This is a genomic window from Mycobacterium sp. E183, from assembly GCF_001667735.1.
Lineage (GTDB): Bacteria > Actinomycetota > Actinomycetes > Mycobacteriales > Mycobacteriaceae > Mycobacterium.
The window spans coordinates 43,327-57,382 of the sequence record NZ_LZJN01000206.1 but is presented as its reverse complement, the minus strand read 5'-3'; the positions used below and the strand labels follow the sequence as shown (position 1 = coordinate 57,382).

General features: G+C 68.1%; 17 protein-coding genes. 11 read left to right on the top strand and 6 right to left on the bottom strand.

Going from position 1 to position 14,056, the window contains the following annotated elements; all coding sequences use genetic code 11:
• Positions 1-4 precede the first annotated feature (4 nt).
• Positions 5-307, bottom strand: a complete 303-nt coding sequence (locus A5691_RS25700; protein ID WP_007171590.1) for a DUF4193 domain-containing protein — start codon at positions 305-307, stop codon at positions 5-7.
• A gap of 181 nt (positions 308-488) precedes the next feature.
• On the opposite strand from A5691_RS25700, the gene cei reads away from it, so the two are divergent.
• Complete coding sequence (gene cei / locus A5691_RS25695) at positions 489-1,139, top strand: envelope integrity protein Cei (protein ID WP_067749854.1); 651 nt, start codon at positions 489-491, stop codon at positions 1,137-1,139.
• Positions 1,140-1,146: 7 nt separating this feature from the next.
• Here the strand turns inward: cei and A5691_RS25690 are convergent, their stop codons facing one another.
• Entirely contained in the window at positions 1,147-2,025 is an 879-nt protein-coding gene (locus A5691_RS25690) for an inositol monophosphatase family protein (protein ID WP_067780644.1), read from the bottom strand.
• A 103-nt stretch (positions 2,026-2,128) separates the two neighbouring features.
• Here A5691_RS25690 and ppgK point away from each other — a divergent pair, with 103 nt between their 5' ends.
• The 3 genes from ppgK to A5691_RS25675 all read left to right on the top strand — a co-directional run bounded on the left by ppgK (position 2,129) and on the right by A5691_RS25675 (position 5,119).
• Positions 2,129-2,938, top strand: a complete 810-nt coding sequence (gene ppgK, locus A5691_RS25685) for a polyphosphate--glucose phosphotransferase (RefSeq protein WP_067780647.1) — start codon at positions 2,129-2,131, stop codon at positions 2,936-2,938.
• A gap of 176 nt (positions 2,939-3,114) precedes the next feature.
• On the top strand, positions 3,115-4,620 hold the full coding sequence (locus A5691_RS25680) for an RNA polymerase sigma factor (protein WP_082950497.1): 1,506 nt from the start codon (positions 3,115-3,117) through the stop codon (positions 4,618-4,620).
• Positions 4,621-4,711: 91 nt separating this feature from the next.
• Positions 4,712-5,119: a RidA family protein gene (locus A5691_RS25675; protein WP_068017315.1), complete on the top strand. Its 408-nt coding sequence runs from the start codon at positions 4,712-4,714 to the stop codon at positions 5,117-5,119.
• Here A5691_RS25675 and A5691_RS25670 read toward each other — a convergent pair.
• Positions 5,068-5,433 carry a DUF952 domain-containing protein gene (locus tag A5691_RS25670; RefSeq protein ID WP_068017318.1) on the bottom strand — a complete coding sequence of 122 codons (366 nt, stop codon included), beginning with the start codon at positions 5,431-5,433 and terminating at the stop codon, positions 5,068-5,070. The genes A5691_RS25675 and A5691_RS25670 overlap by 52 nt on opposite strands.
• A 136-nt stretch (positions 5,434-5,569) precedes the next feature.
• On the opposite strand from A5691_RS25670, the gene A5691_RS27680 reads away from it, so the two are divergent.
• Positions 5,570-5,755: a hypothetical protein gene (locus tag A5691_RS27680; protein ID WP_007171575.1), complete on the top strand. Its 186-nt coding sequence runs from the start codon at positions 5,570-5,572 to the stop codon at positions 5,753-5,755.
• A gap of 65 nt (positions 5,756-5,820) precedes the next feature.
• Positions 5,821-6,792: a YihY/virulence factor BrkB family protein gene (locus tag A5691_RS25665; protein WP_067749847.1), complete on the top strand. Its 972-nt coding sequence runs from the start codon at positions 5,821-5,823 to the stop codon at positions 6,790-6,792.
• Positions 6,793-6,814: 22 nt separating this feature from the next.
• On the opposite strand, the gene A5691_RS25660 is transcribed toward A5691_RS25665, so the two are convergent.
• Positions 6,815-7,054, bottom strand: coding sequence for a DUF3039 domain-containing protein (locus A5691_RS25660; protein WP_044485021.1), 240 nt, complete (start codon positions 7,052-7,054; stop codon positions 6,815-6,817).
• Positions 7,055-7,099: 45 nt separating this feature from the next.
• On the opposite strand from A5691_RS25660, the gene A5691_RS25655 reads away from it, so the two are divergent.
• From A5691_RS25655 to ideR, 3 genes are all read left to right on the top strand, one after another.
• Positions 7,100-7,525: a DUF3099 domain-containing protein gene (locus A5691_RS25655; RefSeq protein ID WP_369807392.1), complete on the top strand. Its 426-nt coding sequence runs from the start codon at positions 7,100-7,102 to the stop codon at positions 7,523-7,525.
• A 151-nt stretch (positions 7,526-7,676) separates the two neighbouring features.
• Positions 7,677-8,636: a sigma-70 family RNA polymerase sigma factor SigB gene (sigB, locus tag A5691_RS25650; protein WP_040623889.1), complete on the top strand. Its 960-nt coding sequence runs from the start codon at positions 7,677-7,679 to the stop codon at positions 8,634-8,636.
• A gap of 126 nt (positions 8,637-8,762) precedes the next feature.
• Positions 8,763-9,452: an iron-dependent transcriptional regulator IdeR gene (gene ideR / locus A5691_RS25645; protein WP_067268966.1), complete on the top strand. Its 690-nt coding sequence runs from the start codon at positions 8,763-8,765 to the stop codon at positions 9,450-9,452.
• 21 nt (positions 9,453-9,473) lie between these two features.
• On the opposite strand, the gene A5691_RS25640 is transcribed toward ideR, so the two are convergent.
• Positions 9,474-10,532: a DUF4192 domain-containing protein gene (locus A5691_RS25640; protein ID WP_067780650.1), complete on the bottom strand. Its 1,059-nt coding sequence runs from the start codon at positions 10,530-10,532 to the stop codon at positions 9,474-9,476.
• Between the two features lie 111 nt (positions 10,533-10,643).
• On the opposite strand from A5691_RS25640, the gene sthA reads away from it, so the two are divergent.
• Positions 10,644-12,059: a Si-specific NAD(P)(+) transhydrogenase gene (gene sthA / locus A5691_RS25635; protein ID WP_067749858.1), complete on the top strand. Its 1,416-nt coding sequence runs from the start codon at positions 10,644-10,646 to the stop codon at positions 12,057-12,059.
• Here sthA and A5691_RS25630 read toward each other — a convergent pair.
• Positions 12,056-12,895 (bottom strand): serine protease, encoded by an 840-nt coding sequence (locus tag A5691_RS25630; RefSeq protein WP_068017321.1) that lies wholly within the window; start codon positions 12,893-12,895, stop codon positions 12,056-12,058. The two genes, sthA and A5691_RS25630, sit on opposite strands and share 4 nt — an antisense overlap.
• 187 nt (positions 12,896-13,082) lie before the next feature.
• Between A5691_RS25630 and A5691_RS25625 the strand changes: the two genes are divergently transcribed.
• Entirely contained in the window at positions 13,083-14,054 is a 972-nt protein-coding gene (locus A5691_RS25625; protein WP_067747394.1) for a proteasome assembly chaperone family protein, read from the top strand.
• Positions 14,055-14,056 lie beyond the last annotated feature (2 nt).

The following is a 14,056-nucleotide window of genomic DNA, read 5'->3' as shown; positions in this document are numbered from 1 at the left end:
CCTGTCAGGCTGCGCAGTCGGTACAGATCATGAGGCCGTTCTTTTCGCTGGCCAGTCGGCTGCGGTGTTGCACCAGGAAGCAGCTGGAGCAGGTGAACTCGTCAGCCTGCTTCGGAATGACGCGCACCGACAGTTCTTCCCCCGACAGGTCGGCGCCAGGCAGTTCAAAAGATTCAGCGGTTTCGGATTCGTCGACGTCAACCACGGCCGAAGCCGCCTCGTTGCGTCGTGCTTTGAGCTCCTCCAGCGAGTCCTCCGAGACATCGTCGGTCTCGGTGCGCCGTGGAGCGTCATAGTCGGTAGGCATTGCCCTATCCCCTCACATGCCCTCGTTGCTCAAGCATCGCTTTGTACCAGCGTCGAACGCATCCACCAAATGATTCGTGCCCGGATCGCGGCCCGGTTGTGTGTGATTTGCGTCACACACCCATATTGGCCCTTGCGTTCGCCTTTGAACAGTGCGTTTAGGGTGCGACTAGAGTGCACCTGTGGTCGCACAAATCACCGAGGGTACTGCCTTCGACAAGCACGGCCGGCCCTTCCGGCGACGCAATCCCCGGCCCGCCATCGTTGTGGTGGTCCTCCTGGTGGCGGCGACGGCCGTGGTGTGGACGATTGCGCTGACCCGGCCGGCCAGGGTGCACGAGGTCGCGGTGTGCAACCCACCACCGAAGGGGGCCAATTCGACGGCGGCTCAGCTCGGCGAGCAGGTGTCGCGGAGCGCGATGATGGACGTCACGCCGGCCAAGCTCAACGACGCCAAGGTCCGCGTCCTCAACGCCAGCGGCCGTGGCGGACAGGCCGGCGACGTCGCCGGCGCGCTGAAAGACCTCGGCTTCGCCCAGCCGGCCGCCGCCAACGATCCGCTCTACGCGGGCACCCGGCTCACCTGCCAGGGCCAGATCCGGTTCGGCACCGCAGGGCAAGCCACCGCGGCGACGGTGTGGCTGGTGGCGCCCTGCATGGAGTTGTTCAACGACAACCGCGCCGACGACTCCGTCGACCTGTCGCTGGGAACGGACTTCACCGCGCTGGCCCACAACGACGACATCGACGCCGCCCTCGCCGCGCTGCGCCCCGGCGCCACCGAGCCGTCAGACCCCGCGCTGCTCACCAAGATTCACTCCAGCAGCTGCTGACGAACCGTCAGTCGAGAATCGGGTCCAGGCCGTCGACCTCGTTCAGCGCGGCCAGCAGCGCGTCGGCGATTCCCGGCGCGGCGGCCAGCACCAGCCCGGCGCCCTCAATGTCGGGCGGCGGCAAGCTAACTCGCGCCCCCGCCTCGGCCGCGATCAGCGCGCCCGCGGCGCAATCCCACGGCTGCAGGCCGTGCTCGTAGAACGCGTCCAGCCGGCCCGCCGCGACCATGCACAGATCGAGCGCCGCCGAGCCGATGCGACGGACGTCGCGGACCACCGGCAGCAGCCGCGCCAACAACGCCGCCTGCGTCGTCCGGCGCTGCCGTGAATAACCGAAACCGGTGCCCAGCAACGCCATCGACAAGTCGTCGACCGCGGCGCACCGCAACGGCCGGGGGCCGTCCTCGTCGATGACGTGTGCGCCCTGGCCCACCGCCGCCGAGTACACCCGGCCGCCGACGACGTCGGCGACCGCGCCCGCCACCGACACCCCGTCGACCTGCACGCCCACCGACACCGCGTACGCCGGTATGCCGTAGACGAAGTTCACCGTGCCGTCGATGGGATCGAGCACCCAGGTGACCGCGCCCGCGGGCGTGCCCGCCGGATCGGCCGGGCCGCCCCCCTCCTCGCCGAGAATCGGGTCGCCCGGCCGCAATTCGGCCAGCCGATCCCGCAGCAGGCGCTCCGTTTCCGTGTCGACGACGGTCACCGGATCGGTGGGGGTGCTCTTCGACCGCACGGCGCCGTCGCCTGGAGATGGCGAGCCCGCCGCGGTCGCCCCGAACACCTCGGCGCGCCGGCGCCGCACGAACGCGGCGGCTTCCGTGGCCAACGACTCGGCCACCGCGCGCAACCGGGCGGGCTCGTCCTGAGGGCGGGTCACCGGTCTATCGCATCACAGGCGGCGCGGCCCCGCAGATACCCCGTCGCCACATCGGCACCGGGCTAAGGTGGGCGGACAGCCAAAGTCACGCCCAGGAGCTTCGATGACCAGCACCGACTCGACCACGGATTCGCCCGGCACCGGGACCGCCGTCGGCACCCCACAGCGTCGGGGATTCGGCATCGACGTCGGCGGCAGCGGCATCAAGGGCGGCATCGTCGACATGGACACCGGCGAGTTGATCGGCGATCGGGTCAAGCTGTTGACCCCGCAGCCGGCGACACCGTCGGCGGTCGCCAAGACCATCGGCGAGGTGGTCAACGCGTTCGGCTGGACCGGCCCGCTCGGGGTGACCTATCCCGGGGTCGTCACCCACGGCGTCGTCCAGACGGCGGCCAACGTCGACAAATCCTGGATCGGCACCAACGCGCGCGACATCATCAGCGCCGAGCTGGGCGGCCAGGACGTCACGGTGCTCAACGACGCCGACGCCGCCGGGCTGGCCGAGGAACACTACGGTGCGGGCAGAAACCAGTCCGGCCTGGTGGTGTTGCTGACGTTCGGCACCGGGATCGGCTCCGCGGTCATCCACAACGGCACGTTGATCCCGAACACCGAGTTCGGGCACCTCGAGGTGGGCGGCAAGGAGGCCGAGCAGCGGGCGGCGTCGTCGGTCAAAGAGAAGAACGACTGGACCTTCGAGAAGTGGGCCAAGCAGGTCACCCGCGTGCTGGTCGCCATCGAGAACGCGGTGTGGCCCGACCTGTTCATCGCCGGCGGCGGCATCAGCCGCAAGGCCGACAAGTGGCTACCGCTGCTCGAAAACCGCACCCCGGTGGTGGCTGCGGCCCTGCTCAACACCGCCGGAATAGTGGGCGCGGCGATGGCGTCGACCTCCGACGTGACGCACTGATTTTTGCCCGGCGGAGCCGTTCGACCGCTGACTGTCGTTACAATGGTCATCGGCGACCGCCCGAACGATAGCGTGCAAGTACCCACGCTGATCCAACGCCGACATCGACATAGCAGACACTTTCGGTTAACCATGCCCAATACCCACCGAAGGTGAGCCCAAACGAAGGGGTGTAAGTGGCAGCGACCAAGGCAAGCCCGGCAACCGACGCGCCGGTGAAACGGACCGCCACGAAACCCTCCCCCGCTAAGCGACCGGCGGCCAAGGCCGCTCACGGCGCCGCCCCCGCTAAGCGCGCCGCCAAGGCGGCCCCGGCGCGGCCCGCCAAGCCCGAGACCGAGGCCGGTGCCGACACCAAGAAGACCCGCGCGGCGAAGGCCCCGTCGGCCCGCGGGACGAAAGCGGCCAAGGGCGCCCCGGCGGACGCCGACGTCGACCTGGAGGCCGCCGAAGATCTCGACGACGCGGAGCTCGACGCGGAACCCGGTGAAGACCTCGAGATCGACGCCGCCGACCTGAGCCTGGACGACCTGGAAGACGACGTTGCGGCCGACGGCGAGGACGCCGACGTCGAGCCCGCCGACTCCGACGACAGCGAGGAAGAGGCCGCCGCCCCGGTCGCCGCGGCCGGCGATGCCGCCGCCGAAGAGGACGAGGAGATCGCCGAGCCGTCCGAAAAGGACAAGGCCTCCGGTGATTTCGTCTGGGACGAAGACGAGTCCGAGGCGCTGCGCCAGGCTCGCAAGGACGCCGAACTCACCGCCTCCGCGGACTCGGTTCGCGCCTACCTCAAGCAGATCGGCAAGGTGGCGCTGCTCAACGCCGAGGAAGAGGTCGAGCTGGCCAAGCGGATCGAGGCCGGCCTGTACGCCACGCAGCTGATGGCCGAGATGGCCGAGCGCGGCGACAAGCTGCCCGCCGCGCAGCGCCGCGACATGATGTGGATCTGCCGCGACGGCGATCGCGCGAAAAACCATCTGCTGGAAGCCAACCTGCGCCTCGTGGTGTCACTGGCCAAGCGCTACACCGGCCGCGGCATGGCGTTTTTGGACCTCATCCAGGAAGGCAACCTGGGCCTGATCCGCGCGGTCGAGAAATTCGACTACACCAAGGGTTACAAGTTCTCCACCTACGCCACGTGGTGGATCCGCCAGGCCATCACCCGCGCCATGGCCGACCAGGCCCGCACCATCCGCATCCCGGTGCACATGGTCGAGGTGATCAACAAGCTGGGCCGTATCCAGCGCGAGCTGCTGCAGGATCTGGGCCGCGAGCCCACACCCGAAGAGCTGGCCAAGGAAATGGACATCACGCCCGAAAAGGTGCTGGAGATCCAGCAATACGCCCGCGAGCCGATTTCGCTGGACCAGACCATCGGCGACGAGGGCGACAGCCAGCTCGGTGACTTCATCGAGGACAGTGAGGCCGTGGTGGCCGTCGACGCGGTGTCGTTCACGCTGCTGCAGGACCAGCTGCAGTCGGTGCTCGAGACCCTGTCCGAGCGCGAGGCCGGCGTGGTACGGCTGCGCTTCGGGCTCACCGACGGCCAGCCGCGCACCCTCGACGAGATCGGCCAGGTTTACGGCGTCACCCGCGAGCGCATCCGTCAGATCGAGTCCAAGACGATGTCAAAGCTGCGCCACCCCAGCCGTTCGCAGGTCCTGCGCGACTACCTGGACTGAGCGACTCGCCGAATTTATTGGCGCGCAAGGCCACTCGTCTTCGACCGGAAAATGCGTCGCCCCGCCGCGCCGGCCGTCGTACGGTGGCGGCATGAACCGCACACTGGTCTCCTCGGGCTCCGACTTCGAGGCGGCCGTCGGCTATTCGCGTGCCGTACGGGTCGGCCCGCACGTGTGGGTGGCCGGGACCACCGGCTCCGGCCCAGCCGGCGACATCGCGACCCAGACTCGAGAAGCGTTGCGCCGCATCGAGATTGCGCTCGCCCAAGTTGGCGCGGCGCTCACCGACGTGGTTCGCACCCGCGTGTACGTCACCGACGTGTCCCGCTGGGGCGAGGTCGCCGCGGTGCACGCCGAAGTGTTCGGTGACATTCGCCCGGCGGCCACCATGGTGCAGGTGTCGGCGTTGATCGCGCCCGAAATGCTGGTGGAGATCGAAGCCGACGCCTACGCGGAATCCCCGACCGGCGGGAAGGTGCCGTCGGGGCCCGGCCGGTAATCGGTGACCCGAATCACAGCGGCCGTGGGCAGCCGACCGTAGAGGTGCGGGAACAGCATCGACTCCGGATCCGTTGCCACGCCTGGCTCCCAGCGAACTTCGGAGTCCAGCCGCGCCGGGTCGATGTGCAGCAAAACCAAATCATCGCGGCCGCGGTAGAGCCGGTTGGCCGGCAGATGGACCTGGCCGGGCGCCGAGAGATGGATGAACCGGCCGCCGCCGGACGTGTCGGGGCGAATCTCACCGGCCGCGCGGGCGCGGGACCACTCGTCCCGTCCGCACAGATGTACCAGCAGGTCAGGAGCGAAAGCCACGGATTATCACTGTAGAGAGTTCCTCGAAACGAAACGTTTACAGGTCGTGAGAAACGACACACCCGATAACGATCGGGGAACAACGCAAAAACCCCATACGTCTGAGAGAGTGAATCAAAGCAAGAACGGAGAAGCCATGAATGCAACTCTGACCAGTCCCGAGCTCACCCGGGCGGACCGCTGCGACCGCTGCGGTGCCGCTGCTCGAGTCCGTGCCACGCTGCCTTCAGGAGCTGAGCTTCTCTTCTGCCAGCATCACGCCAACGAGCACGAGGCGAAGCTGACCGAACTGTCCGCCGTCCTGGAGGTCAGCGGAAGCTAGTTCCGCCGAACTCACCCTTCGCCAATGTGGGCGAGTGGGGCGGTCTTCGGTAATGCTGGACGGGTATGAGCGATCAAGTCGCAAAACCGTCCCGCCATCACATCTGGCGACTCACTCTGAGGACCCTCTCGAAAAGCTGGGATGACTCCATCTTTTCCGAGTCGGCCCAGGCGGGTTTCTGGTCGGCGCTGTCGCTACCGCCGCTGCTGCTGGGAATGCTGGGCAGCCTCGCCTACGTGGCGCCGCTGTTCGGGCCGGACACGCTGACCGCGATCGAGAAGAGCATCATCTCGGCGATCCGGAGCTTTTTCTCGCCCAGCGTCGTCAACGAGATCATCGAGCCGACCATCCGTGACGTCACCGCCAACGCCCGGGGTGAGGTGGTGTCGGTCGGTTTCCTGATCTCGATGTGGGCGGGATCGTCGGCCATCTCGGCCTACGTCGACGCGGTCGTGGAGGCGCACGACCAGACGCCACTGCGGCATCCGGTGCGACAGCGGCTCTTCGCCCTGTTCCTGTATGTGGTGATGCTGGTGTTCGTGGTGTGCGCGGCGCCGGTGCTGGTGGTGGGCCCCCGCAAGGTCAGCGAGCACATCCCGGACAGCCTGGAAAACGTCCTGCGCTACGGCTACTACCCGGCGCTGATCCTCGGCCTGCTGATCGGCGTGGTCATCCTGTACCGGGTCGCGCTGCCCGAGCCCCTGCCGACGCACCGGCTGATCTTCGGCGCCGTGCTCGCCACGGCGGTCTTCCTCATCGCCACGCTGGGCCTGCGGGTCTACCTGCGGTGGATCACCAGCACGGGCTACACCTACGGCGCGCTGGCCACCCCGATCGCGTTCCTGCTGTTCGCGTTCTTCGGCGGTTTCGCCGTGATGCTGGGCGCCGAGCTCAACGCCGCGATCCAAGAGGAATTCCCGGCGCCGAAGACGCACGCGCACCGGCTGCGCAAGTGGTTGCAATCGCGCATCACACCACTGAAGGCACCGGCGGCTCCCCCGCCGGAGCCGGCGGCCGCCGACAACGCGGCGCTGTGACGGGTGCTCGGCCGCGGCCGATCTAGTCCTTCTTCATCCGGTCGTAGATCTGCTTGCAATCCGGGCAAACCGGCGAGCCGGGCTTGGCCGCCTTGGTGACGGGGAACACTTCCCCGCACAACGCCACCACGTGGTTACCCATGACCGCGCTCTCGGCGATCTTGTCCTTCTTGACGTAGTGGAAGTATTTCGGCGTATCGCTGCCGGTCCCGTCGTCGACGCGTTCGTCGGTCTCGGTGCGCTCGATCGTCTGGGTCTGCATACCCGACATTGTGCCCCGTAACTCGCTTCTGCCGGAATCGCCGTCGTGTGGGACAGTGGAAGTATGACGCGCGGCTCCGAGTTGGGGTTCGACGATGATGGCAGGCCGATCCTCATCACCGCCGCCGCACCCTCCTACGAAGAACAGCACCGAGCCCGGGTGCGTAAGTACCTGACGCTGATGGGGTTCCGGATACCGGCGCTCATCCTGGCCGCCGTCGCGTACGGCGCCTGGCACAACGGTCTGATTTCGCTGGCGATCGTGGCGGTGTCGATTCCGCTGCCGTGGATGGCCGTACTGATCGCCAACGACCGGCCACCGCGCAGCGCCGACGAGCCGCGACGGTTCGACGACGCCCGGCGGCGCACCCCGCTGTTCCCGACGGCCGAGCGCCTGGCGCTCGAGTCGCGCCGCCACCCGCAACCGGGCTGGCCCCCCGGACCGGGCGGCGACATCGGCCACTCGCACTGAGAAAGGCGATTGCCCCGACTTCTCAGGACATTCTCAGGTCGGCGGCACATTTGTGCACGTCAAGACGTGTGAGATGACAAACCGCTGGGAACTCTCAGGGCTGATCTGTCGTTGTACTCGATGACAGCACAAAGCCGAATGGGAGGTCGCTATGGCGAACGCCAGCACGAGCAGATTTGACGGCGATCTGGACGCCCAGAGCCCCGCAGCCGACCTCGTGCGCGTTTATCTCAATGGCATCGGTAAGACGGCGCTGCTGAACGCGGCGGGCGAAGTTGAACTGGCCAAGCGCATCGAGGCTGGGCTCTACGCGGAGCACCTGCTGGAAACCCGTAAGCGCCTCGGGGAGAACCGCCGACGCGACCTCGAGGCCGTGGTGCGTGATGGCCAGGCCGCACGCCGGCACCTGCTGGAAGCGAACCTGCGGCTGGTGGTGTCGCTGGCGAAGCGCTACACGGGTCGCGGCATGCCGCTGCTGGACCTGATCCAGGAGGGCAACCTGGGCCTGATCCGCGCGATGGAAAAGTTCGACTACACAAAGGGATTCAAGTTCTCCACCTACGCCACGTGGTGGATTCGCCAGGCCATCACCCGCGGCATGGCCGACCAGAGCCGCACCATCCGCCTGCCCGTGCACCTGGTCGAGCAGGTCAACAAGCTGGCGCGGATCAAGCGGGAGATGCACCAGAACCTGGGCCGCGAGGCCACCGACGAGGAACTGGCCGCCGAGTCCGGCATCCCGGTCGAGAAGATCAACGACCTGCTCGAGCACAGCCGCGACCCGGTAAGCCTGGACATGCCGGTCGGCTCCGAAGAGGAGGCACCGCTGGGCGACTTCATCGAGGACGCCGAGGCGATGTCCGCCGAGAACGCGGTGATCGCCGAGCTGTTGCACACCGACATCCGCAGCGTGCTCGCCACTCTCGACGAGCGCGAGCACCAGGTGATCCGGCTGCGCTTCGGCCTGGACGACGGCCAGCCGCGCACCCTGGACCAGATCGGGAAGCTGTTCGGCCTGTCGCGCGAGCGGGTCCGCCAGATCGAGCGGGACGTAATGTCCAAACTCCGCCACGGCGAGCGCGCCGACCGGCTACGGTCGTACGCAAGCTAAGGCCCCCGAACTAGTAGCACGACGGTATGCCCGCCGCGGACGCGGCGGGCATACTGCTTGTCGGGGAAGGGTTACACCCATTCACGCAGCTGGCCAAGTAGACTCGGCGTCGATGGAAGGTGCTGAATGAACGACCTGGTTGACACCACCGAGATGTACTTGCGGACCATCTACGACCTCGAAGAAGAGGGCGTGACGCCGCTTCGCGCCCGGATCGCCGAGCGCCTCGACCAGAGTGGGCCGACCGTCAGCCAAACCGTTTCCCGCATGGAGCGCGATGGGCTCCTTCACGTCGCCGGCGACCGGCACCTCGAGCTCACCGACAAAGGCCGGGCGTTGGCCATCGCCGTCATGCGCAAGCACCGCCTCGCCGAGCGGTTGCTGGTCGACGTCATCGGTGTGCCCTGGGAGGAAGTGCACGCCGAGGCATGCCGGTGGGAACACGTGATGAGCGAGGACGTCGAACGGCGGCTGGTGAAGGTGCTCAACCACCCGACCACCTCCCCGTTCGGCAACCCGATCCCGGGGCTCCTGGACCTCGGTGTTGGCCCCGAGTCGGGCGCCGACGACGCCAACCTGGTCCGGTTGACCGAGCTGCCGCCCGGTTCGCCGGTGGCCGTGGTGGTCCGCCAGCTGACCGAGCACGTGCAGGGCGACATCGACCTGATCACCCGCCTGAAGGACGCCGGCGTCGTCCCCAACGCCCGGGTGACCGTCGAGACCGGACCCGCCGGGGTGACCATCGTCATCCCGGGCCACGAGAACGTCACCCTGCCGCACGAGATGGCGCACGCCGTCAAGGTCGAGAAGGTCTGACCGCCCGGCATGGTGGTCTGGCTAGCCCGCCCGGCGGCCGAACGGCCGTCGCGGCGGTAACCGCACACCCAGCTGCTTGGCCAGCCGGTAGCCGGTGAGCGCCAATTCCCGGATGTCCTCCGGCCGCAACCCCGACTGCAACGCGGTGTCCAGCATGCCCGCCATCCGATGCTCGGGCTCGCAGCGCAGCGCGGCCTCCAGCGACACCCCGGCCAGCGGCCCGTCGCCACGGGCGTAAGCGCTGAACGCGAGCAGTACCAGCGCCTCGACCCGCCAGGGCGGCGGCAGGGTGCGCGCCAGCAGCGCCCACAACGTTTCGGCCTCGCCGGCGTTCTCGCCGACCGCCAGGGCGTAGAGGATGTCGCGCACCTGCGCGTCGCTCAGCGCGCAGCTCAGCTTGGCCAGCTGGGTCGAGGACAGCGCCTGGCCGGCCGCGGCCCGGGCCGCGGACACCATGGCGTGTTTGACGTCGGCCCGGGCGCGTCGGGCCGGATCCGCGCGCTGGGCCGCCAGGCGCCGCGTCGCGTACCGGTCGATCACGCCGGTCAACGCGGAGCTGCGCGCCGCGTCCTGCACCGCGATGACGGCCTGCAGGTCGGCGCGGCGCGCGTAGAGCCGCCTGCCGTCGAGCACCGCCGCGGCCGCCAGCGGTGATGCGGATGGATCGTCGACCACGCCGCTCGAACCGCACCCGTCCACGCAGTGCCAGCGCCCGCCGAGCGCGACACGGTCGACCACATGGGCAGCCCACAGCTCGATACCGTTCTCAGACAACGAGTTTGCTAGTGCGTCGCACAGCTGCCGGTACTGCTCGTTGCAGCACGGGCAGTGCGCCCCCTGCTCGTTGACGATCACCGCGATCGCGGCGTCGGGACGGGCCGCGGCGGCGACCTCGGCCAGGTGCCCGACCCGACGGGTGAGCTCGTCTGAGAGGTCGACCCGCATCACCGCCCCCAGGTCGCCGCCGTCCAAAGACACCAATACCAATGAATTTTCGGGAACGAACCCGAGAACCGCCGGCAGCGCGGCGATGAGCGCGCCGGGTCGGTTGAGTTTGAAGTCAGGTCGATGCGTCGTCATGGGCACCACGCTGGCGGCCCGTGCCGTCAGCCGGTGCTCGCGGGGACGTGCGGAATCCCGCGCCTGTGAATGAACCCAGCACTGTGAGTGCTGCTGATCTACTGTTACCCCATGAGTTCGGCGCAAGAGTACGACATGGTGGTCATCGGTTCGGGGCCCGGCGGCCAGAAGGCCGCCATCGCGTCGGCCAAGCTCGGCAAGTCGGTCGCGGTCGTCGAACGTGGCCAGATGCTCGGCGGCGTGTGCGTCCAGACCGGCACCATCCCGTCAAAGACGTTGCGCGAGGCCGTCCTTTACCTCACCGGGATGAGCCAGCGCGAACTGTACGGCGCGAGCTACCGCGTCAAGGAGAAGATCACCCCGGCCGACCTGCTGGCCCGCACCCAGCACGTGATCGGCAAGGAGGTCGACGTGGTACGCAATCAGCTGATGCGCAACCGCATCGACCTGCTGCTGGGCCACGGCCGGTTCGTCGACCCGCACACCATCGAGGTCGAAGACCCGTCCCGTCGCGAAAAGTTAACCGTAAGCGGCAAATACATCGTCATCGCCACCGGCACCCGGCCGGCGCGGCCGTCCGGTGTCGAGTTCGACGAGGAGCGGGTGCTCGACTCCGACGGCATCCTTGACCTCAAATCGCTGCCCACCTCGATGGTGGTGGTCGGTGCCGGGGTGATCGGCATCGAATACGCCTCGATGTTCGCCGCGCTGGGCACCAAGGTCACCGTGGTGGAGAAGCGCAGCGACATGCTGGACTTCTGCGACCCCGAGGTCGTCGAGGCGCTGAAGTTCCACCTGCGCGACCTGGCGGTGACGTTCCGGTTCGGCGAGGAGGTGACCGCGGTCGACGTCGGCTCGGCGGGCACCGTCACGACCCTGGCCAGCGGCAAGCAGATCCCCGCGGAGACGGTGATGTATTCCGCCGGGCGCCAAGGCCAGACCGACCACCTCGACCTGCACAACGCCGAGCTCGAGGCCGACAACCGCGGCCGGATCTTCGTCGACGACTTCTTTCAGACCAAGGTGCCGCACATCTACGCCGTCGGCGACGTCATCGGCTTCCCCGCGCTGGCCGCGACCTCGATGGAACAGGGCCGGCTGGCCGCGTATCACGCCTTCGGGGAGCCGACCGACGGCATCACCGAACTGCAGCCGATCGGCATCTACTCCATTCCCGAGGTTTCCTACGTGGGGGCCACCGAGGTCGAACTGACCAAGAACGCGATCCCCTACGAGGTCGGGGTGGCCCGGTACCGGGAACTGGCCCGCGGCCAGATCGCCGGTGACTCCTACGGGATGCTCAAGCTGCTGGTGTCCACCGACGATCTCAAGCTCCTGGGCGTGCACATCTTCGGCACCAGCGCCACCGAGATGGTGCACATCGGGCAGGCCGTGATGGGCTGCGGCGGCACCGTCGAATACCTGGTGGACGCCGTGTTCAACTACCCCACGTTCTCCGAGGCCTACAAGGTGGCCGCGCTCGACGTGATGAACAAAGTGCGCGCGCTCAACCAGTTTCGCCACTAACAGCTGTCGTCGAGTTCTCCGGGAATCGGGTCGCCGGGGCCGCCGGCGTCCGCGCGGGCCAGCAACTGCGCGGTTCGCGCGTCGAACGGCGCCGAATACGAGACGTTCGCGGCGCAGCCACCACGCTCGAAACCACCGATCACCCCGGTGAGGATGGTGCCGCTGACCCAGGGTGCGCCGCTGGTGCCGTCCACCAACCCCTCGCACGGGAACGAGGGGAAGCCGCCCTCGGTCACCGACGTGCTGGCCTGACACCCGATGGGCGCGCCACCCACGCCGGCCGGGTAGCCCATCACGGTGACGTGGCTGCCGGGCGGCGGCGTGGTGCCCAGCGTCAGCGCCAGCCCGGCGCGGGCCTCCACCGAACCCCCGGCGTCGTTGCTCAGCCGCGCGATCGCATAGTCCGCGTTCGGATCCTTGCTCGCGCTCCAGCGGGGGTCCAGGTAGACGGCGTCGGCCTTCCACACATCGGCCGGGCCGGGTGGCGCGTCGCCGGCGAAGCCCGGCACGAAGGTGATCTTGGAGGCCCCGGCCAGGCAGTGCGCCGCGGTCATCATCAGGTTGCCGCCCGTCGAATGCACCACCGAGCCCGTGCACACGTGCAGCGGCCCCCCGTCGATGAAGATGGCGCCGACGCGCTTGTCCGGGTCCACCGGCCCCGCCACCGCCTTCTGCTGGGGCTGGCTCAGCCGCTGCGCCGGCGCGCTGCTGCGCACGGTCGGCGCCGGGGGGACCGACGAACGATCGTTCGGCGGCCGCTTGCACGACGTCACCGACGTCGCCACGGCGACCACCAAGCACAGCAACAGGGTCGGAACGCGCATCGGAATCATCATGCCTGACACCAGCGCACCGAGCAGATTCCGACGCGTCGGGGGCCACCCGACTCGGGGGCACCACCCACCGGCGTGTTCGCTGAAGGATTAAACGCGAACTTCACACCGCTGTTTGATTTTCGTGCCCCCCGATTCGGGGGACACTGGTAGGGCACCCTGGATGGACCCTCGAGAGGAGGCGATCCCGATGGCTAGTCAGGACCCGCAGGAGCAGCACTACCAGCCCGGACAGGCCGGAATGTACGAGCTAGAGCTGCCTGCGCCGCAGTTGTCGACGTCGGACGGCCGGGGCCCGGTGCTGGTGCACGCGCTGGAGGGTTTCTCGGACGCCGGTCACGCGATCCGGCTGGCCTCGTCGCATCTGAAGGCGGCGCTGGACACCGAGCTGGTCGCGTCCTTCGCCATCGACGAATTGCTGGATTACCGGTCGCGGCGGCCGCTGATGACGTTCAAGACCGATCACTTCACGAACTACGACGAGCCGGAACTGAGCTTGTACGCGTTGCGTGACACCATCGGCACCCCGTTTCTGCTGCTCGCCGGGATGGAACCCGATCTGAAGTGGGAGCGCTTCATCACCGCGGTGCGCCTGCTGGCCGAGCGCCTGAACGTGCGCCAGACCATCGGCCTGGGCACCGTCCCGATGGCGGTTCCCCACACCCGGCCGATCACGATGACCGCGCACTCGAACAACCCCGAGTTGATCGCCGAGTTCACCCCCTGGATCTCCGAGATCCAGGTTCCCGGCAGCGCGTCCAACCTGCTCGAATACCGGATGGCCCAGCACGGCCACGAGGTCGTCGGCTACACCGTGCACGTCCCGCACTACCTGACGCAGACCGACTACCCGGCCGCCGCCGAGGCGTTGCTCGAGCAAGTGGCCAAGATCGCGTCGCTCGAGCTACCGCTGACGGCGTTGACCGAAGCGGCGGCGGTGATCAGGACCAAGATCGACGAGCAGGTCGAGGCGAGCGCGGAGGTTGCTCAAGTGGTGACCGCGCTCGAGCGCCAGTACGATGCCTTCATCGACGCTCAGGAGAACAGGTCGTTACTAACGCGCGACGAGGACCTGCCTAGCGGCGACGAGCTTGGAGCCGAGTTCGAGCGATTCCTCGCCCAGGAGGCGGAGAAGAAGCGCGGCGACGACGACCAGGCCTGACC